This is a genomic window from Arthrobacter sp. AFG7.2 (assembly GCF_002892835.1).
GTDB lineage: Bacteria > Actinomycetota > Actinomycetes > Actinomycetales > Micrococcaceae > Arthrobacter.
Map to the genome: position 1 here is coordinate 141,790 of NZ_PJMB01000002.1, position 20,590 is coordinate 162,379.

General features: G+C 63.4%; 16 protein-coding genes. 11 read left to right on the forward strand and 5 right to left on the reverse strand.

Annotated elements, in window-relative coordinates; genetic code table 11:
- The first annotated feature begins 167 nt into the window (after window positions 1-167).
- The 3 genes from CXX84_RS04350 to CXX84_RS04360 are packed head-to-tail and all read left to right on the forward strand — an operon-like array spanning window position 168 to window position 1,980.
- Complete coding sequence (locus CXX84_RS04350; protein WP_102975493.1) at window positions 168-494, forward strand: ArsR/SmtB family transcription factor; 327 nt, start codon at window positions 168-170, stop codon at window positions 492-494.
- Window positions 491-1,315, forward strand: a complete 825-nt coding sequence (locus CXX84_RS04355) for a cation diffusion facilitator family transporter (RefSeq protein ID WP_102975494.1) — start codon at window positions 491-493, stop codon at window positions 1,313-1,315. The genes CXX84_RS04350 and CXX84_RS04355 overlap by 4 nt, the downstream gene beginning before the upstream one ends.
- On the forward strand, window positions 1,312-1,980 hold the full coding sequence (locus CXX84_RS04360) for a DsbA family protein (RefSeq protein ID WP_102975495.1): 669 nt from the start codon (window positions 1,312-1,314) through the stop codon (window positions 1,978-1,980). The genes CXX84_RS04355 and CXX84_RS04360 overlap by 4 nt, the downstream gene beginning before the upstream one ends.
- A gap of 242 nt (window positions 1,981-2,222) precedes the next feature.
- Here the strand turns inward: CXX84_RS04360 and CXX84_RS04365 are convergent, their stop codons facing one another.
- Genes CXX84_RS04365 through CXX84_RS04380 form a run of 4 tightly spaced genes read right to left on the reverse strand, consistent with a single transcriptional unit; the run spans window position 2,223 to window position 6,133 of the window.
- The gene (locus tag CXX84_RS04365) at window positions 2,223-3,248 is read right to left on the reverse strand and encodes a LacI family DNA-binding transcriptional regulator (protein ID WP_102975496.1); all 1,026 of its coding nucleotides are present in this window, start codon (window positions 3,246-3,248) and stop codon (window positions 2,223-2,225) included.
- 36 nt (window positions 3,249-3,284) lie between these two features.
- Complete coding sequence (locus CXX84_RS04370) at window positions 3,285-4,016, reverse strand: cupin domain-containing protein (protein ID WP_102975861.1); 732 nt, start codon at window positions 4,014-4,016, stop codon at window positions 3,285-3,287.
- A 2-nt stretch (window positions 4,017-4,018) separates the two neighbouring features.
- On the reverse strand, window positions 4,019-4,969 hold the full coding sequence (locus CXX84_RS04375) for a PmoA family protein (RefSeq protein WP_102975497.1): 951 nt from the start codon (window positions 4,967-4,969) through the stop codon (window positions 4,019-4,021).
- Window positions 4,970-4,999: 30 nt separating this feature from the next.
- On the reverse strand, window positions 5,000-6,133 hold the full coding sequence (locus tag CXX84_RS04380; RefSeq protein ID WP_102975862.1) for a Gfo/Idh/MocA family protein: 1,134 nt from the start codon (window positions 6,131-6,133) through the stop codon (window positions 5,000-5,002).
- Between the two features lie 271 nt (window positions 6,134-6,404).
- Here CXX84_RS04380 and CXX84_RS04385 point away from each other — a divergent pair, with 271 nt between their 5' ends.
- From CXX84_RS04385 to CXX84_RS04415, 6 genes are all read left to right on the forward strand, one after another.
- Complete coding sequence (locus CXX84_RS04385; RefSeq protein WP_102975498.1) at window positions 6,405-8,771, forward strand: glycoside hydrolase family 3 N-terminal domain-containing protein; 2,367 nt, start codon at window positions 6,405-6,407, stop codon at window positions 8,769-8,771.
- Window positions 8,772-9,654: 883 nt separating this feature from the next.
- Window positions 9,655-10,227 (forward strand): hypothetical protein, encoded by a 573-nt coding sequence (locus tag CXX84_RS04390; protein WP_223252965.1) that lies wholly within the window; start codon window positions 9,655-9,657, stop codon window positions 10,225-10,227.
- Between the two features lie 739 nt (window positions 10,228-10,966).
- Window positions 10,967-11,362 (forward strand): hypothetical protein, encoded by a 396-nt coding sequence (locus CXX84_RS19255; RefSeq protein ID WP_223252966.1) that lies wholly within the window; start codon window positions 10,967-10,969, stop codon window positions 11,360-11,362.
- An 806-nt stretch (window positions 11,363-12,168) separates the two neighbouring features.
- Entirely contained in the window at window positions 12,169-14,160 is a 1,992-nt protein-coding gene (locus tag CXX84_RS04400) for a chromosome segregation ATPase (protein WP_102975501.1), read from the forward strand.
- A gap of 970 nt (window positions 14,161-15,130) precedes the next feature.
- A complete protein-coding gene (locus tag CXX84_RS04405; protein ID WP_102975502.1) occupies window positions 15,131-15,841 on the forward strand; it encodes a helicase associated domain-containing protein in 711 nt (236 codons plus the stop codon).
- Between the two features lie 793 nt (window positions 15,842-16,634).
- A complete protein-coding gene (locus CXX84_RS04415) occupies window positions 16,635-17,135 on the forward strand; it encodes a hypothetical protein (protein WP_146031831.1) in 501 nt (166 codons plus the stop codon).
- Window positions 17,136-17,207: 72 nt separating this feature from the next.
- On the opposite strand, the gene CXX84_RS04420 is transcribed toward CXX84_RS04415, so the two are convergent.
- Window positions 17,208-17,519, reverse strand: a complete 312-nt coding sequence (locus tag CXX84_RS04420; RefSeq protein ID WP_102975863.1) for a hypothetical protein — start codon at window positions 17,517-17,519, stop codon at window positions 17,208-17,210.
- 584 nt (window positions 17,520-18,103) lie between these two features.
- Here CXX84_RS04420 and CXX84_RS04425 point away from each other — a divergent pair.
- Both CXX84_RS04425 and CXX84_RS04430 read left to right on the forward strand, forming a co-directional pair.
- Window positions 18,104-18,805 (forward strand): hypothetical protein, encoded by a 702-nt coding sequence (locus tag CXX84_RS04425; protein WP_102975504.1) that lies wholly within the window; start codon window positions 18,104-18,106, stop codon window positions 18,803-18,805.
- 586 nt (window positions 18,806-19,391) lie between these two features.
- Window positions 19,392-20,536, forward strand: a protein-coding gene (locus tag CXX84_RS04430) for an IS3 family transposase (RefSeq protein ID WP_102975505.1) whose coding sequence is annotated in 2 segments (ribosomal slippage) — window positions 19,392-19,668 and window positions 19,668-20,536 — 1,146 coding nt in all. Because the reading frame shifts where the segments join, the coding sequence is not laid out codon by codon here.
- Window positions 20,537-20,590 lie beyond the last annotated feature (54 nt).

Genomic DNA, 20,590 nt, shown 5'->3' on the forward strand with positions numbered 1-20,590 from the left:
CGACTGTTTCTCACAAACGTCGCAACAGGTCTGGTCTGAACGTAACAGGTGGGGCGTGGGTTCGAAGACTAGTACTACTTCCAAGGGAAGCGCAGGAGTGTCCGCGGGGCGAAAGGAAGGACGAATACAGAATTGCCTGAATACATCGGGCGCTGTACTTTGAGTAGATGGAAACGCTCACGCAGGCACCCGTGCTGGCCAGGTTCGGCTATGCAGTCTCAGACCCGACCCGGGCCCGGATCCTTCTGGCACTCTCTGAGGCCCCGTCCTATCCCTCTGACCTGGCTGATTCGCTGGGGGTTTCACGGCAGAGTATGTCCAATCACTTGACCTGCCTGCGCGGCTGCGGCCTGGTTGTTGCTGTCCCGGACGGGCGGCGGACCCGGTACGAGCTGGCGGACGCCCGGTTGGGCCACGCAATCAAGGATCTGCTCGGCGTGGTCCTGGCGGTCGATCCGGCCTGCTGCGCCGCGGATGGGGAGTGCCTCGCATGACCGCACTGCTGCAGGCACCCACTTCCGAGCGGCGGGCTGTCTTGAACCGCCGCATCCGGTTGTTCGCAGCCGCGACCATCACCTACAACGTCATTGAAGCCGTCGTGGCGCTCTGGGCCGGCAACGTCGCTGATTCTGCCGCTTTGATCGGTTTCGGGCTGGACTCGGTCATCGAAGTGACCTCGGCACTGGCGCTGTCGTGGCAGTTCTCCTCCCAGGACCCGGAACGGCGTGAGCACCTGACGCTGCGGATCATTGCCATCTCGTTCTTCGCCCTCGCCGCCTTCGTGGCCATGGATGCTGTCCGGTCCCTGACCGGCGGGGAAGAAGCCCAACATTCCACCCCGGGCATCGTGATCGCAGCATTGAGCCTGGCGATCATGCCCGTGTTGTCTTGGGCACAACGCCGGGCAGGGCGGGAACTCGGCTCCCGCACGGCCGTCGCCGATTCCAAGCAGACCCTGCTGTGCACCTATCTTTCCGCGGTCCTCCTCGTTGGCCTGGTCCTGAACAGCACCCTGGGCTGGTGGTGGGCTGACGCCGGCGCCGCCCTGGTTATTGCCGGCATCGCGGTCCGTGAAGGCATCAATGCCTGGCGCGGCGAAGCCTGCTGCTCAATTCCCCACACCGACGCGCACGGCGAGGGTCACGGTGGTGAAGACGATGACTGCTGTGCACCAGCAGGTGGCAAAAGCAGGCCCGCAGCGTCCACAGCTCCCGCTTCTGAGGAGCAGGAAGGGGCATGCTGTGCCGGGTCCCAAGCCGATGCGGAACAGGCGCCGGTGACTTTGAACCTCGGTACGAAACCGGCCGATCGGTGAGCGCCGTATCGACCGCGCGGAACGTTCGGACCGCCATCTGGACCATCCTTGCCGTCCTCCTCGCGACCGGCGTGATCTGGTACGCCGTGGTCACAGCCAACAAGCCCGCACCGGCGGCAGCCCCACCTGCCCCCGATGCGCAGTTGATCCGCGAGGACAGCCACCGCGTCACGAACCCTGCTGTTGAGAAGGCCCAGCTGGTCGAGTTTCTCGACTTCGAATGCGAATCCTGCCGTGCCGCTGAACCGTTGGTGCAGGAACTGAAGCAGGAGTACGGGGACCTGATCACCTTCGTGCACCGTTACTTCCCGCTGCCAGGGCACGCCAACTCCGGCACCGCCGCGCTGGCCGTCGAAGCCGCGGCCAGGCAAGGCAGGTACGAGGACATGGCCGCCAAGCTCTTCGAGACCCAACTGCAGTGGGGCGAGAAGCAGGAATCCCAAGCCGTACTGTTCCGGACCTACGCCGAGGACCTTGGCCTCGACATGACCCAGTACGACACCGATGTGGCAGCAGAGGAAACAAAGGAACGGATCCGAAAGGACATTGCCGACGGCAAAGCACTAGGCGTAACCGGCACACCTACCTTCTTTCTGGACGGAAAGAAGCTCACCCTGAACAGTGAAGCCCAGTTCCGCCAGCTGCTCGACGAGGCCGCGCGTTAGAGTCGCTGGATCTACGGCCAGTTAGACAGATCCCAGGATGGGGTCATGCCGTGGCCAAAGCAAATGCAGCGACAGCAGCCTCCACGGCCGCCTCCGCCTGACCACTCCCGGGTTGCTTTCCATACCCCAATCATCCTGGCGGGGTTCGACATTTTAGGGCCGCCCGGTGAGGGCCAAAAGGAGGCACGACGAACTGCTGAAAGAGAGCGGCATAACGCTTACTGCATTGAGCGGAAAACCCTTTAGCCCTTCGGCGGCGGGGCCGTCGAGCCGCGCACCACCAGTTCCGTCCCGAGTTCGATCCGCTGCGGCAATTCCTCGTCCCCGTCCAGGTGGCGGAGCAATGCCCGCATGGCGGTCTCGGCCATCTGCACCACGGGCTGGCGGACAGTGGTCAGCCCGGGTTCCACCCACTCCGCGGCCGGGATGTCATCAAATCCAACAATGGACAGGTCGTCCGGAATGCTGAGCCCGGCCGACCGGGCCGCCCGGTAGGCACCCAGCGCCTGGTCATCGTTGCCCGTGAAAATGGCAGTAGGCCGGTCCTCCAGCTGCAGCAGCTTGCGGGTTGCGGCCTCACCGGACTCGATGGAGAAGTCGCCGGGAACCATGAGTGCCGGATCCACCTCAATGCCGGCCCGCCGCAGTGCCGAACTGTAGCCGTCCTCACGGGCACTGCTGCACTGCAGGTCCTCGCGTCCCCCGATCATGCCGATCCGCTTGTGCCCCAGCTGGAGCAGGTGCTGGGTGGCCGAGTAGCCGCCGTCCCAGTTCGCTGCGCCCACCGTCATCAGGTCCGGGCCAGGCTGACCCACGGGATCGATCAGCACCACCGGAATGCCAAGCGACTTGATCCGCTGGATCTGCTTGGCGTCCAGCTGGTAAACGGCCATCAGCAGGCCGTCGGACTTCCGTTCCGCCACGTTGGCCAGCCAGGGCCGGATGCGGGAGCCGTCCAGGCTCAGGCTGCTCACTACCGTGCCGTAGCCGGCAAGCTGCGCCACCCGCTCCACGCCCTCGATGATTTCGAGAGCCCATTCCGAACCCATCCCCGGAAACACCAGGTCCACCAGGCCGGCCTTTTGCCGCCGTTTCGCGGGGCGGCGCGCGTAGTCCCGCCGGGCGATGATCTCCTCCACCCGGGCCCGCGTTTCCGCGGCAACGTGGGCATGCCCGTTCAGTACTTTGGAAACGGTGGGAACTGAAACCCCGGCTTCGCGCGCAATCTCACTGATCGTTGCGCGTCCCGTGTCCTGCTTGCTCACCATGGAAGCCGTCCTTTCACCCGGGACTGGCGCCCGGCGTTAGCTATCGGAAAGTTCCCACGCCTGGATACGCCCACACATGCCGTAAATCCTGCGGTTCTCCCGTTTCCCCATGGTAGTGCGCGCCTTGCCCAGGTAGAAAGTTTCCGCAGCGTCCAGAGACAGCAGTTGCTGCCGGGTCGTCTCCGCTTGTTCCGCAGCACCTCCGGCGAGCAGCTCCGCCCATGCACTGGTCCTGGGACCCACCAGCCGGCCGGCTGCCGCATGGAAATCCGCCAGGGCTTCGGGCCCGGACTCGATCACCGCGTCCTTCAGGACCAGGTACCCCTGCAAAGCCAGGTCACGACGACGGCGGGCCGCTTCCTCCCCCGCCGGCAGCCCGGCGTCGGCATCCTTGATATCCAAGGCGGCGGCACGCCGGTAGGAGTCAGCGTCCGCAAGGTGCTCGGGCGGGAACGTCATCACGGCGTCCCCGTGTTCCGGCAGCCCGGCGTTCTGCATAACCACCAGCACCTTGAGGTCGCCCGAATCATTGATGGCCCTGTGCACTGTTCCGGGGGTGAACCACAGCACCACTCCGGGTGCCAGCGGCGTGGAGGTGAAGCCTGCTGAGTTCAGCGTCTCCAGCCGGCCCGTGCCTTGCAGCACAACGTACGCCTCGGTGGAAGCGGTGTGCATGTGCGGGGAACCACCGGCCGCACCGTCCGCGCCGGGCCAGTCGTAAATGCTGACTTCGGAAAGTCCGGTAGCCCCCGGAAAGGTCGAAGGCATGGTCATACCCAGCTTTCCAGCGCGTGCTGGGCTGCCGCAGCCAGGGCCTCGGCACGCTCCCCGCCCAGATCGCCGTCGGCAATGACCACGGCATAGCGGTACTTCAGCGGTGTGCCTTCCTTCAACAGGACTTCCTGGCTGAAGAACGGGGCGGAGCCCAGGCACGCGAACATGGATGACCTGGCGAACCACTGGTTGGGTGCACCGGGGTTGGCGCTGTCCTCCGTGAAGAGGATGCTCGAGGACCGGCAGGTGTCGTCGTGCTTCCCGGTGAACGCTATCCACGGTGACCGGCTCCCCATAAATTCGTCCCCGCCGGTTCCTTCCGGGCTGCGGAACTCCCCGCCGGTGAAGGAACGGGGGCCGCGCCAGAACAATCCGCCGTAGCCGGCGTTGTCCCGGCCCTCGGTGGTGGGACTCCCGATGGTGATTACGTCACCGGAGATGTTGCCAATTTCGGATTCGAACAGGATGGCGTAGGCACCGTCCGTGCCTGCCCCCTGCAGGAGCTGGATGCTGAACCGGCGGTTTTCCGCGATGACCGGCTCGCCGTCCTGGGACGTCCAGGTGAGGGATTCCGACGCCGTGATCCCGGCTTCGGTTTCGGCAATCGCCGTGAATGCCTGGTGGGTCATGGCGCCGTTGTTGTCCAGGTTGGCGTACTCAGTGGCACGGGTATAGGTGGCCCCGCCCCAAAAGTTGTCCTTTCCCACGTTGGGCAGCGCCCAGGACAGGCCTTTATGCCAGACGTGGTCCCAGGGACGGGAAATGGTGACCTCGTCGCCTTCCAGCGTGGTGAGCGGGTGGAAGAACGGCCGCGGGCTTTCGTACTGGTCGTCGGCGGGCTTGTAGGTGTATGTGGCGATGGTCCGGCCGTTTGCGGTGAAGCTCAGGGCAGCGCCGTCGTCGGACAGACTCAGCTGCTGGGTGGTGGTGGCTGCGGGCGTGGTCATAAGGAGTCTCCTTGGAAAGTTGGGGAAGTGTCAGGCGCGGGCGGTGTCCAGTGCACCGTGCTGGAGGGCTGTTGCCTCCAGAACCTTGGTGCCCAGTCCTTCGCCGTCCATGCCTCCGTAGAAGGGGTGGCCGGGGACGATTTCGCCGCGCCGGACGGGGGCGCCCGTGAAAGCAGAGGCGTAGATCGCTGCGGCAAGCTCGAGCGTCTGCCGCACAGAGTCAGCACCGGCAGGGAGCGGACGGCCGGCGTCCAGCGCGTCATACATGGCAAGGAACTGCGCCGAATGTCCGCTTCCCCGTTCCAGCGGCTGCCCCGTCCACGCTTCGCTGACCTGCTGTTCATGTCCTAGCGCGCCGGTGACGGTCCAGTTCCCGGTGCTGTAGCCGTACAGGTGGCTGAGCTCCACGGTGGCGAACTCACAGTCGATCCGGATGTCCGAGGTTTCCCGCGGGGACAGCAGCGAGTTGACGATGGTGGCGATGGAGCCGTTCTGGAAGCGCACCAGCGCAGCGGACAAGTCCTCGGTTGAGGTGGCGCGCGCCTGCCGGACCGCGAGGGCGGTGACTTCCTCCCATGGTCCCAGCAGGTGAAGGAGAAGATCGAACTGGTGGATGCCGTGGCCCATGGTGGGTCCGCCACCCTCCGCCTTCCATGTACCGCGCCAGGGCAGGTCCCAATAGCTGTCAGGCCGGTACCAGAGCGTGTCACAGCGGGCAACCAGGGGCCTGCCGAAATCAGCTGCTCCGATCAGCTCCTTTGCCGCGGCCGCGGCATCGCCGAAGCGGTGCTGGAAGACGCAGGAGAACTGCGCCCCGCCCTTCGCCTGGGCCTTATCCAGCCGGTCAAAGTCGGCCAGGCTGAGCGCCGGCGGCTTCTCCGAGAGAACGTGGACACCCGCTTCCAGGCACTCGATCGCCTGGTCAATGTGGAACATGGGCGGGGTGCAGAGGTGCACGATATCCGGCTTGGCGCTGGCGAGCAGGTCGGTGAGGGTGAGGTACCGTCCGTCAATGCCGTGCTGGTCCGCGAAGCCGTCCAGCCTGGCCCGGTCCACATCACAGGCAGCCACCAGCTCCGCCCGTCCCCCGCTACGGGCAATGTTGTCAGCATGTACCGCCGCAATCCCGCCGGTTCCCACGATGGCCACTCTGTACGTCCGCATATCTTCTCCGTCGTTGCAGTAAATGTCATTGCCCTGGATGTTGATGCCACCAAGGGGACTGCAGCAGTCCCAGCTTGCCGGCCACAGGTTCCGCAACGGAGAAACTTTCTAAACCAATCCAGAAGTTTCAAACCGAAAATACGAAAGTATTTCAACGCCCAGCATCAACCGTAGGAACATCTTCTGACCTTCGTCAAGGGAAATCACCCTAGAAACTTGTTATAACTTTCTGATAGTTTCAGAGAAACAATCTCGATCCTAGGAGAAGCCCGTGACAAGCGGTGCCGCGGAGAAGCAAGCACTAACCCCGGAGAACGTTCCTGCCGGCGCCAGCGACGTCGTCGAACGCCTCATCCTGGAGATGACGCTGGAAGAGAAGCTCGCGCAGCTGGCCGGTGTCTGGGTCAACGCCTCCACGGACGGCGACTCCGTGGCTCCCCTGCAGAACGAGATGGCCGGTGACGGCCGGCCCTGGGATGAGATGATCTCCAACGGCCTGGGCCAGATCACCCGCATGTACGGCACCGTCCCGGTGGAGCCGCTGGAGGGGGCGCGCCGCCTGGCCGCCGCCCAGGAGCAGATTATGGCGGCCTCCCGTTTTGGCATCCCGGCACAGGTGCACGAGGAATGCCTGGCCGGGCTGGCGGCCTGGAAAGCCACGGCCTTCCCTGTGCCCCTGGCCTGGGGTGCCACCTTCAATCCTGTGCTGGTCCGGCGCATGGCCGGGCTGATCGGTGACCAGATGTGGCAACTCGGCGTTCACCAGGGCCTGGCCCCCGTCCTGGACGTGGTGCGCGACCTGCGCTGGGGGCGGGTGGAAGAAACCATCGGCGAGGACCCCTACCTCGTGGGCATCCTGGCCAGCTCATACGTGGAAGGCCTTGAAGGGGCCGGGATCGTGGCTACCCTGAAGCACTTCGTTGGCTACTCCGCCTCCCGTGCCGGCCGCAACCACGCCCCGGTGTCCATGGGTCCGCGGGAGCTGGCCGATGTCATGCTGCCGCCGTTCGAGCTGGCCATCAAGCACGGCGGCGCCCGTTCCGTCATGCATGCCTACACCGATACCGACGGCGTTCCGGCAGCTGCCAACCGTGCGCTGCTCACGTCCCTGCTCCGGGACGAGTGGGGCTTTGCGGGGACGGTGGTGGCAGATTACTTCGGCGTTGCCTTCCTTGATGTCACCCATGGGGTGGCCGCCGATTCCGGCGATGCCGCTGCGCTTGCCCTGACGGCCGGTGTGGATGTGGAACTGCCCACGGTTAACTGCTACGGCAAACCCCTGCAGGAGCGGGTCCGTGAAGGTGCGGTTGCCGAGTCGCTGGTGGACACCGCACTGCGGCGGGTGTTGACCCAGAAGGAGGAGGCCGGACTGCTGTCCCCCGGTTTCAACCCTGCTCCCCCGGTGCTTGCGGCCGGTTCCATCGATTTGGATCCCGCCGCCAACCGCGCCTTGGCGCGGGAGATCGGAGCGCAGTCACTGGTGCTGTTGAGCAACAGGACGCACGACGGCGGCCCCTCGCTGCCGCTGCAGGGCACCGGCAACGCATCGCTTGGCGTGGTGGGGCCGCTGGCTCAGGACCCCTTCGCAATGCTGGGATGCTACTCCTTTGACGCGCACGTGGGCGCCTCCCATCCGGACGTGCCGATGGGCATCCGGGTGCCCACCGTCGCTGATGCTGCTGCGTCCCGCTTCGGTTCCGTCCGCAGCGCCGCGACCGGCACGTGCGAGGAAATTACCGAGGAACAAATCGAGGAGGCGTGCACCATTGCCTCTGAGGTGGATACATGCGTGGTTGCGGTGGGCGACAACGCCGGGCTCTTCGGCCGCGGCACGTCCGGAGAAGGCAATGACGCCGCCCACCTCCAGCTGCCGGGCGACCAGCACCGCATGCTGGACCGGGTGCTGGCTGCAGCCGAGGCTGCGGGGACGCGGATCATCGTGGTGGTTCTTAGCGGCCGCCCCTACGCCCTCGGTGATTTCGTGGACCGCGCCGGTGCCATCGTCCAGGGCTTCTTTCCGGGCGAGGAAGGGGCGGAAGCACTGTGGGATGTGCTGACCGGCGTCGCCAATCCGTCCGGGAAGCTGCCGGTATCCGTTCCGCGGACTCACGGCGGGCAGCCCGGCACCTACCTGCGCAGCCGGCTGGCCGGCCCGTCGGGGGTCAGCGCGCTGGACCCGTCACCGTTGTTCGGCTTTGGCCATGGGCTTTCGTACACCAGCTTTGGGTTTTCGGAGCATGTGGCCAGCGCCCCCGCCATGTCGACGGCGGACGCGGTCACCATCAGCTGCACTGTCACCAACAACGGCGCCCTTGACGGTGCCGAGGTGGTTCAGCTCTACCTGGAAGATCCGGTGGCTGAGGTGGTCCGGCCGGTGCGGGAGCTGATCGGCTTTGCAAGGGTTGAACTCCTGGCAGGGTCATCGGCAACCGTCCAGTTCACCGTGCACGCGGACCGCACCTCCTTCACCGGCGTGGACCTGCAACGCGTGGTCACACCCGGGCTGGTGAAACTGCACGTCGCCACGTCCAGCACCCGCGATGTCCACACGCACGAAGTCATCCTTCACGGCGAGCGCCGGGTGGTGGGTTTCGACCGTGAAATGCTGACGCCGGTAAGAGTTATCCGTCAAGGCTGAGCCGGGACTGGACTGCCTGGTCCGAATTTTGGGAATCAGTTTCGCCCTGCAGCAACTGTTCCGGAGGTGTCTCGTAACTAATGGTGAGTACAACATTTCTGCCAAGAGATGCGAGACATAGTTGCGAGAATTGCCCCAGCCGGCCGCTTCAGAGGTGAGTTCCCGATCTCATGCTGGGCTGGGACGGCAGGGAGCAACGTACATGAGCGCACGGAGGGTCTGCTGTTCGCGAGGTTCTTCCATGCATGGCCTTCCCCCACGTGTCCGACAAGCAGCCTCCTGGGCCGAGTGACTGCGGTTGGCGCAAAGTAATTGTCCGGCACGAGATGCCGTTTAGCCCTCCGGCCCCGTCTCCTGGCCCGGTTCGGTGTCTCGAAACCTCCGCGCCTCGAAACCCAAGGGTTTCAAGACGCATACTGCCGCCAGATCTCTCGGGCTAGTTAGACCCGGGCGGTGAAAAGCTGCCACTCCCACAGCACTGCCTCAGGGCGCTCCTGTCATTTCGGGGGTTGCGTGAGTCGAAACTGGTCTCCGTGCAACTCTTCATTGTCACGGTTTCCGTGCCGGAGGAGACTTGAAGCGACGGCCTCCCATCTCGGGCCGCCCGCGGGGCCACCCGGCTGCGGGGCCTCACAGCACCCTGTAGCGGCTTGGTGGATCGATGAGCTCCATGACACCCCTCGAAAAGGTCGATCAGCGGTCGCTCCAACTCTTGCCCATGGTCGCTATCGCACTGATTGGCTGTCTCGGCGGGTGCCAGTATGAGCCCGATAACGTCCCCCTCCCGTCCACCAGTTCTCCGACTACGGAGGCTCGCACGGACCCGCCACTGCCGGACGGAGGCGGCACCCGCCCGGTCCCACCGCTGCCGGAGAGTGGCGACATGGACGCCGGCACATACCTCGTCCCCGTCGCCGGCTACGGGGAACCTTTCGAGATCACCGTCCCAAACGGCTGGTTTGCTCTCGACAGCAAAAGCCTGGGCAAGGACGACCCGGATCATCCGGCTGAATGGGCCGTCTACATAACTCTTTGGCCTGCCAACTATGTGTCGAAGGACGCGTGCACCTGGATGGGCGCCCTTTCCGATGTCGGTCCGTCTGCCGAGGCCTTCGTTGACGCGATGGCGGCGCAGTCGTCAGCGGCAAGCAGTCCTCCCGCCAAGGTCATGGTAGGCAATTACTCCGGCTTCGAGTTCGACCACTCCGTCGAGGGCGACGTGGACATCAACGCCTGCGACGCCGGAAGGTTATGTATCCACTCAGAATCTAGATACACCTGCTCACGCTGGTACTCGACGCCGGGCGAACGCGAAACCTACCGGGTGGTCGACCTGAACGGCCAGCGGGCTGTGGTCGCCGTGGGCCATATCGACGAGTCGATTAATCCGGAGCTGATGAGAGAGGCACGCGTCATCTTCGACTCGATCGTGTTCAAGTCCGACAAGACCAGTTGAGGGCGATGATCCCGCCCTCGGGCGCCGGCTCCTTCTCTGAAACCCATCTGCATGTCTCATAACCGAGGCGCAGCGAGTTCAGGAGGTGAGTGCAACACCCTGAATTCTGTGGGGTGTCGTCGATGGGCAGGCCGTGGTTGCCGTTGGGTGTTCGTTTAGCGTTCTGGGAAGGGCTCTCCTGTCATTGCGGGGGATTGTATGAGTCGAGACTGGTCTCCGTCCAACTCTTCATTGTCACGGGTTCTGCGCCGGAGGAGACTTGAGGCGACGGCCTCCCATCTCGGGCCGCCCGCGGGGCCACCCGGCTGCGGGGCCTCACAGCACCTTGTAGCGGCCTGGTGGATCAATGAGTTCCGTGACATCCCTCGAAAAGGCCGCTCAGCGGTCACGCCATCTCTTGACTCTGGTGACTATCGCACTGATTGGATGTCTCGGCGGGTGCGAGTATGAGTCTAACGACGCGTCACGCCCGTCTGCCAGTTCTCCGGTTACGGAGGCTCGCACGGCCTCACCGCTGACGGAGAGTCGCGACACCCGCACGCTCCCACCCCTGCCGAAGAGTGGCGATATCGACGCCGGCACATACCTAGTCCCAGTCGCCGGCTACGGGGAGCCTTTCGAGATCACCGTCCCAGACGGCTGGTTTGCTCTCGACGGCGATAGCCTAATCAAGGATGATCCGGATCACCCGGCTGAATGGGCCGTCTTCCTGACTCTTTGGCCCGCGGACTATGTGTCGATGGACGCATGCAACTGGATGGGCGCCCTGGCCGATGTCGGTCCGTCGGCCGAGGCCTTCGTTGACGCGATGGCGGCGCAGTCGTCAACGGCAAGCACTCCTCCCGCCAAGATCATGGTGGGCGATTACTCCGGCTTCGAGTTCGACCACTCCGTCGACGGCAGCGTGGACATCAACGCCTGCGACGGCGGCAAGTTATGCATCCACTCAGGATCTAGATACACCTGCTCACGCTGGTACTTAACTCAGAATGAACACGAAACCTACCGGGTGGTCGACCTGAAGGGCCAGCGGGCTGTCGTCGCGGTGGCCCATATCGACGAATCGATCAATCCGGAGCTGATAAGAGAGGCACGCGCCGTTTTCGACTCGATCGTGTTCGCGTCCTACAAGTGACCAGCTGATCCGATAGGCGATCACGCCCTCGGGCGCCGGCTCCTTCTTTGAACACACCGGGGTGTCCATAGCCCCGGTGTCTCGAACCGCTGGGGTTTCGAGGCGAGTTCGAGCTGGCGCCGGAGGAGGATGCCTGCTGGCCCCCGCACTAGCCCTGGGAGAGTGATTTGAGGGCGACGCGGAGCGGCGCAAAAACACCGCCATTTATCGCCAACATTCACACTTTTTTCGGAGGCTTGCCGAATGATGGTCAGAAACGGTCGTTATTGACCTACTGGACGGCCCGCTGCCAGTACGCTCACCCAGTTCACTGGGCCAAAAACACCGCGGTTCCACGGGAGGCAGACCCCGGTCTTCGACATAGAAAACCACAATGGCCGCAAAGCCACGACGGAACTTCAACCTCTTTGAACGTGGCGGGTCCCGGCAACCCGCTACGGCCAACTCGTCTCACTTCTCGCGGAGGAGCTGTGTTCCGGGCGACCAGCCGTGTAGCTGAGAGCTTCAAGAGACACGCACGAGCCCTGGAATTGTGCTCTTCCGGAGGAGTTATTGACTGAATCTTGAGGCTGGGACGCGATCATGAATGGAGCCGTAAAGCAGATGCGGTATTTAGCCGGCGGGTTGGCTTCTGTGAAGGCGCGGAAGTCATGCCCCTGGTCTAAGACAGTGCGCCGCCTAACGCAGATGCTGCGGTGTACTCCAAGACAGCATGCCCCAGCCGGGCCTGTACGAAGGACACTATGAGCAAGAGAACTTCGGCTCCCTTCCTGACCGGGCCCACCGCGAAATCACCAGGAGTAACCGTGCGCGCCACCATTGAGAAATCCGTTCCTTTCCGCCGCGTTGCAAGCGCAGTCATCCTGCCGGGAGTCCTGACCAGCATGCTGGTTTTCGCGCCGCAGGCGTCGGCCGAGACCTCCCCTGTGTCGGGGATCTGCAACGGCGTAACCAACCAGCAGGCGCACCGCGGCAACGCGCAGCCGAACCTGGTCAGGGCCGCCGCGCGTCAGAACGCGGAGCAGATCGCGACGCTGACCGCCGAACGGGCCGCGCTGGTCACCACGCAGAACACCCTGACGACGCAGATCACCGCAGCGGAAAAGGAGATCGCCTCCCTTGACGCGCAGTACGCCACCCTCGCCGGTCAGGTCGACACCCTAACGATGTCGTTGACCAAGCTCGAGGCCGACAAGGCCACACTCAGCGCCGCGATCGCCGCAGCAAACACCGAGCTGACCGCCCTGCAGAGCCAAAAGACGACGCTGGTGAACCAGATCACCCCGCTGCAGGACCAGCTCACCGCCGCGCAGCCCGAGCTTGCCGGTCTTACCACGAAGAAGACCCAGGCCCTCGCCGACAAGGCAACTAAGGAGTCTGACCTGGCGGCGGCGAAGACCCGCCTGCAGACCCTGATCGGAGCGGCGACGACGGCGCAGAACAACGTCAACACCCAGGTGACCTCGATTGAGGAAGCCACACAGGAGCTGGCCGGTCTGGTCGCTCAGGGTGACGCGGCGCAGGCGCTGGTCGACGCGGCGGAGAAGAACCTGGCCGACGCCCGTGCGGCGCTGCCGGTGTTGGAGGGGACCGCCAAAACTGCTGACACTAACGCCGCCGCCGCGACCGCTGCCGTGGTCAAGGCCGAGGAGAACCTGCATCTGGCCGAACAGAGCGTAACCACCCTCACCCAGCAGATCGGCACCATCGAGGCCAGGCTCCCTGTGCTGCAGACCGAGATCGCGGGTTTGCAGGGTGACATCACCACCAAGAACGCTGAGATCGCCGCGAAGGAGAAGGAGATCGCCGCCGCGACCGCGACGCCGGTCACCGACGCTGCCGCGCTGAAGAGGCAGCTCGCCGCGCTCGAGGCCGAGCTCGCGGCAGTGAAGGGCAACTCGGACAAGAAGAAGCAGGAGCTGAACGCCGCGATCACCGCCAAGAAGGCGGAATTAGCTGCTGCGGAGCAGCAGGCGGCGAATAAGACCGCGGTGATTACCGCCCTGAACGGTGACCTGACCAGGCTGCAGGGCCAGCTCGCGACGCTGAACTCCCAGCTGTCGGCCAAGCAGCAGGAGAGCAGCAACCTCCAGCAGCAGCTCCCGGGCCTGCAGACCAGCCTCGCCGGTGCCAACGCTCAGGTCACCAGCGCCACCTCCGCGCTGGCCGACGCCAAGGCTTCCCAGGCCGACGCCAACGCCGCCCTGACCGATGCCAACGCCGCCGTCACCGCGAAGAAAGCAGAAATCGCCGCACTCGAGGCAGCCCTGCCGGGCCTGACCGGGGACCTGACCGCCGCCAAGGCGGAGATCACCACCAAGCAGGGTGAACTCAAGGCACTGGAGGACGCCCTGCCGGGCCTGCAGGCCACACTGACCGCGGCGAACACTGAGGTCACCGCGCAGACCGCCGAGGTTGCCAAGCTAGACGGTGAGATCACCAAGCTTGTGGCGACCCTGGACACCCTGAACACCTCGATCACCGACGCTGAGAACGCGATCCTCTCCCTGCAGAACCAGCTCACCCCGCTGCAGACCTCGCTGAACACGCTCAATAAGGCGATCAGCGACAAGGAAGCGGCCCTGACCACCGCCAAGGCCGACCTCAACACTCTCGACGCCAAAATCGTCACCGAGTCCGCAACCCTGCGGACCCTGGAAAGTGCCAAGAAGGTCAACCGCGACGCCGTCGCCGCCCAGAAGGCCGTCGTCGCCGGCCTGCAGGCCCAGTACAAGGTGGTCCTGGACCGCATCGCAGTCATCGACGGGACGATCGCGCTCGGCGGCTGCCTCGCCTGATTGACCGCAACACACCGAAGCGCCCCAGGAGCCCGCTCTCCTGGGGCGCTTCACTGTCTGCCTGCGACGCAGCACGGACAAGACGCGCTCACGCTCCACGAGCTCGCGGACATTTACCTTGCACCCTGTGCCAAATAGCGCTGTGGAAACGCCCTTTCTACCGGCGAAAGCCATACGCTTTTTCGTCGTCGAGCCAATTTTTCGCCGGCAGGGACGGTCGCGCCACTGCGCTGGGCGGTAGCCCGGCTTCTCGATTCGACGTCTTTCGGAACCCCTCGTTACTGAGAGCTGACTTAAAGAATGCCGACAGGATTTGGCGCTACGCCGGGCAGCAACCACAGCGGTCTCTTGTCCAAGCCGGCAATTAACGGGAGTATCTGCATTGGCGGTGTCTGCCTTGCTGGGGAGGTTCCTTCTGCCTTCATTAGGGGCCCGCCGAGGGTTGGCTCCTGGTCTCAGGAGTTCTTCGGGAGCCAACCCGACCTCATCGGATGAGATCCCAGTGGATTCGACGTGAGGCCGGTAGTGAGCAGCAGTAGCGCGTGGTCTACTGCTCGCCCAGCGGCTCACGCTCCGGGCTTGGGCCGACTCCCGCGCTGCTACAGAAGTCGGCTCACAGGACCAAGCCCCCGCATCTGCTTCACGGGCGGATACATGATCGCTTCTCCGCCTCAAGATTGGATCAAGATTTCTCCACCATGTCCACAATCTTGAGGTTGCTCATGATGAGATCTGCGCCTTGGCGGACTTGCAGGTCGAGGTCAACGAGATCATCGGGCCGGTCAGGGACTGTTGTGACTGTCCAGGACCCGAACTTCAAAGAGCCTCGTCAAGGACCTGCGGCGGGAAAACTCTTATGGGCCCTGAAATTTCGTGGCCCGGCTGAGTGCCGAGGCATACTGAAATCCGCAATACGTGGGAAGCCTGGGCAGCGAGGGTCAGGCCCGCAGATCAAGAACCGAAGGGAAGCATGAGCAACGAACGGGCCGCTCAAGCTCGTCCCGCGCCGACGAAACGGGGAATACACAAAGCACCAAACGCTGAGTGGGTGTTGATGTACCGCAATGGCATTCCGACATCGATAATCGCTGCTCTTGCGGGCGTTGCGGCGAGCACCGTCCGCTACCATCTCCGCATCGCAGCCCGGGCAGCTCCTGAGAGTCAAGTCCAGCACAAGGTAGCCAGGGGTCCTGTCAGCCCGGTAACAGCCGGCGGGCTGAAAAACATGGCCGACACCATCAGCTTCTATGAAAGGGAGGGACGGCTCCCCTCCAGTGGTGGGTACACCGCACGAGAACGGGCACTGGCCTCCTGGCTACTATCCAGATCGAGGGCAGCAGCCCGCGGCACCCTCTCCCCAGCCTATCGTGACGGCCTGGCCGTAATTCCTGGATGGGACAGGCAGCCGACCCGGGCCGAGGAAAACGCGGCCCGTTGGGAACGCCGCCTGGCTGAACTCGTTCACTACCGGCAGGAAGGTAACGACTGGCCCCTGCCCCAAAAGGCTTCCAATGAAGAAGAACGCGTGCTCGGCTCGTGGTTGCACGGACAACGAATAAAGCTCCGCAAAGGAACCCTGACCAAGGAACACGAAGGCAAACTGGACACCCAGCTCCCCGGCTGGCGCGAAGGCAGGCCACACAGCGGGGGCAGGCGTAAAAGCGGGCGCGTTGCAAGATAAGGCCTAGGCTCCAGCCCTTGCATCAGGGCTCACTCCTCCAAACGAAATCAGACATGGCGGCTGCGTCACCGTTTTTGCCCCGCTGCCTACGCGCAGTCTCGCGACACGGAGCGACCAAAAAAAGCCGCCACACAGCGACCAAATTCACAAGTATTCGCGGGGAAGTTGGCGCGAGTCGCGTCTCAACAATGTGTCTCATGTGGATTGTTCTCAACAAAGCAGAACAATGCCTTTGATGAGCGCAAGGCTGGCAGGCGGGTGGTAACTGCCGACCATGTTAAAGTCAGGCGTACCCGCGATTGAAGGCGCAGGGGCTTGCCTCGGCTGACATCGGGAAGATCATCGGCGCCAGCCGCGCCACTGTCTATCGCTACGTCTGCATCGGCGCGGACGACCTTCTTCCCATCTAGTGGGGTCTCTAGTACTTTCCCGCTTCCCCGCCGGCATGTAGGAGTGCGGAGTGAACTCCCTGGGACTGCTGAAGGTACAGTTTCCAGCAGTCCCGTGTTGCAACCCAAGGGTTATGAGACGGCAACGTGCCTCAATTGAGAGACGTTCACCGGGAGGTTAATCGGGCAGGTCAAATGGGCTTCTCGCCGCCAGGCCTCACGTAGGCGAGAGTTCTAGGCGCTGCGCACCTTCCATCGACCGGCTTACGGGACGGGTTCAAAACCGGACCCTGGCGGGACGCTGTGAGCGACGGACTGGCTGGGCTTTCCCCTCTTTTTGGCCTGTACGCCCCGCTTGTCGTGTGCAACGATGACTGAACTAACCTCCGGGGGATGGGGTATCAATGACGATCAGATACGGGCACAAGGCAACGGCAATGATTGCCGTAATCGGGGCGAATGTCTTTCTTTCAAGCTGCGCAGTGGACGCCCAGCAGGCGGCCGAACCTCAGCCCATAGCCACGCCGTCCTCGGCCGCTCCGAAGCTTGCGGCCTTCGCTTCTCTTGATGATGCCCGTCGAGCTGTTGCCGGCGTTATCGGCTGCGATGATGAGCCTAAGACGGACCCCATTGTCAACCCGGATCTCGCAGGGTTCACTGCTGAATACGTCGTTTGTGCAAACCGCGTCCAGGTTGTGGGGTTCAAGACCGAAGAGGCCCGGAGTGCCGAGCACCAGCTTCACAGCGATTCGGCCCAGCCTCTGACCATCGTTGTGGGTGAGAACTGGATGGTCGTGGATATGTCCGACGCGCTGAATGAGGCTCCAAGCGGCAAAGATTTGAGGACGCTGGCTCGGGAACTCGGTGGCGAATTCCGGTGCGTGAGCGCCGGAGAATCTTCCTGAATTCGCGGAAATCACGGTCTTTCCCGCGGGTACGTCCGGTCCCGGTTCCTCTCGTGATCGGAGGGTTCCTACCTATCGCGTTATCGTTAGTGGTTTTTCCGGTTTTGCACACGAGGCGAGTTCAAGCTGCACTGCTCCTCCTGCACGGTTGTTTCTGCCGGTATCGTCGCACCAGTCGATGTTGTGCGGCATTGCAGTCACCGTTGCTTCGCCAACCGCTATTTCAGCAGGAACTATGAAGCTGTACGTGAATTCCCCGGAATCCGTCATTGAAGTCATTGCGTTGATGACTTCGGCGCCACTCTCATCGGTGACACTCACCTGAACTTGGGCATTGGCGCCATAGCGGGGGTTACAGCCAGCCCCCGCTGCTGCGACAGTCACCGTATCTCCCGGTTTGGCGTTTGCCGGGCTCACCGAATAGGCAGGGGGAAGACACGGCGGCTCACCGTCCGAGGATGAGGAGCACGCCCCTGCGGTGGCTACCACAGCAACGCCGAACAGGAAGGGGAAGAAGGACTGCCACGATTTTTTTGGAAACCTGCCAGGGAGCTCCATGTACCCATCGTTGTCCTGCTTGCACGACCGCTCTCGAAAAGCCCCAAGTCGTCCCCGAAGCGTTGTTCTCCCCCAGGTTTTACTGACATCTGTAACTTGTGCTGGTGATGATTCCTCGACCAACTTAGCTGGAGGTTCCAGCCCCCTTGTCTTGGGCGTGAGAGAAGGCACGAGTATTCAGGGGACCTGGGCGGTCACCGACCACCGCCCAGCCCACGATAATCGCGGCCACAACGACTACCAGCAGCAGGGCTGCGATAAGAATTGTGCGAGGTCTCATACCGGGAAGCCTAATTCCGTTGAGAGAAGGAAGTTCACCGTATGAGGTTAGCGTTTCAACACAGGCTGCTCACGGTCCGGCATAGTCAGTGTTCGGGCTCGGCGCTCCTTTAAGCCGGTAGAGTGCATCCATGACATTGGGGGATGCCACGCCGAACACTGAGAGCCGTCCGTGGATTTTTGCCGCGGTCTGCGTCATGGTCGCCTCGCTGACCCTTCTGGTCTTCGGCATGACGCAGGTGCCCGTGATTGAGCTATTACCTGGGTACGTGGCCGCCTACATGCTGATCGGGGCTTGTATCTTCGGCCCGACCGGCAAGTTCCTGTCAATCCGGCAGGCCGCGGCGTTCCTGCTTCCCGGTGCCCTGCTCGTGGTCCTGGCGCTGCTGAACCTGGGTTTTTGGTGTGGCGGCTGGCTGCTTGGGCTCCCGGCCTGGGGGCTGATGCTGAGCCGATGGACGTCAGCGAATGCGCTCCGGGCCGCGGACGTGTCGAATTTCCTTGGGCTGCTGGTGTTGGGCCTGGCGGTCTTCACGTTCAACGTCATCTGGGTGATTTTCAGCCTCGGCCTGTTCCTGCTCCCGATCATCCCTCTGGTCCGGCTGGCCTACCCTGAGTACCGGGTTAGGCCTCTGCAGGCAGCCGTGGAGGTACTTCTGGCCGTGGCTGCCGTCGTGATTGCCTTTGCTATTCCCACCCCCGAAGGGTCATGGTCCTCGCCCTGGGTGTATGCAGGCGGGGCCGCGACGGCTGGACTCATGATCACATATTGGGCTTGTAAGCTCCCCCGCCGTGCACGGCGCCGGCAGCTCAATAACGGAGCCATCGTCTAGCCTCCGGTCTTCTAACGGGGATTGGTCTGAGGCCTTGTCTCATAACCCTTTGTCTCGTATCCCAGGGGTTATGAGACGGCAAGGTACCTCAGTTGAGAGACGCTCACCGGGAGGCTACTCGGACAGGTCATACTGGCTTCCGGTCGCCCGGGCCACAGGTAGGCGAGAACACGAGGCGCTGCACCCCTTCCATCGACCGGCTAACGGGACGACTTCGAGACTAGGCCTTACGGGACGTCGCAGGAGTTGAACAGCGGATCACTCTATAAACCGATGACGCCGATTAGCATGGGCGCATGGTGAGCCAAGCATCGCCGCGATTGCGGGTTGACCGACGAGTGCAGCTTCAAGCCGTCAATCCGAAAACGATCAGCGCGGCTAGTCCGATAACCACTGCTGGGACCCCGTGCTGGGCTTGCGATTCCTGAGCCCAACAGTTATCGCAATAACAACTAGCAGCACTCCGAGCGCTACCAGTGCAAAGACCCAACTTCCTATCGGTCCCATCAGGACAACCCCGGGGACTGCCCCCGGTTTTGTTGACTCCTTGACCTAGCGAGCTTGTGCTCGTGGAAGGATGTTGACCATGCCCACGGCTTATGGGGCGGAGTTCCGCCAGGATGTTATTGATGTGGCCCGCAAGGGCGAGGCGCCGCTGGCGCAGATTGCAAAGGATTTCGGGCTGTCCGTCACGACGCTCAAACGCTGGATCGCCATCGCCGAACGTAAGGAATCCGGGACCGGCCCGGCGGCGACGGAGTCGGCCGAGATGCGGGAGCTGAAGAAGCGAAACCGCCTGTTGGAGCAGGAGAACGAGATTCTGCGCCGGGCTGCTGCCTATCTGGCCAGGGACATCAACCCAAAATGACCTACCCGCTGGTCACGGATCTTGCCGCCGACGGTATTCCCGTGGCGGTGACCTGCAGGGTATTGGGATTCAGCAAGCAAGGCTACTACCGGTGGAAGGCGAACCCGGTGACGGAACGGGACTGGATCGATGCGCACCTGGTCAACGCCGCACTGGACATCCACGCCGACGACCCTGCCTTCGGGTATCGGTTCATCGCCGACGAGCTCCCGGAGAAGGGCATCACAGCAGGTGAGAACAGGGTCCAGCGACTATGCAGAGACCACGGCATCTGGTCGGTGTTCTCCAAGAAGCGGGGCCTGAATAGGAAGCCGGGGCCACCGGTCCACGACGACCTGGTCGAACGGGACTTCACCGCCACGGCACCGAACGCGCTGTGGCTGACGGACATCACCGAACACCTCACTGCCGAGGGGAAGCTCTACCTCTGCGCGGTGAAAGACGTCTATTCCGGCAGGATCGTCGGCTACTCGATGGACGCCCGGATGAAGTCCTCGCTGGCCGTCGCCGCGCTGGAGAACGCCGTACGGGCACGCAACCCGGCCGGGACGGTGGTGCACTCCGATCGTGGGTCGCAGTTCCGCTCGCGCCGGTTTGTCGAAGCGCTCCGGCACCACGGACTCACCGGCTCGATGGGCAGGGTCGGCGCGTGCGCGGACAACGCCGCGATGGAATCGTTCTTCTCGCTGCTGCAAAAGAACGTCCTGGACCGACAGCGCTGGCTCACCAGACAGGACCTCCGGCTGGCCATCACAACCTGGATCGAGCGGACCTACCACCGCCGGCGACGGCAAAGACGGCTGGGAAAACTCACACCCATCGAATATGAAACAATCAACCGGGCCGCGCTCAAAGCGGCCTAAGACCCCGAGTCAACAAAAGCCGGGGCAGTCCCTGCCTTCGATCACCCCTTGTGG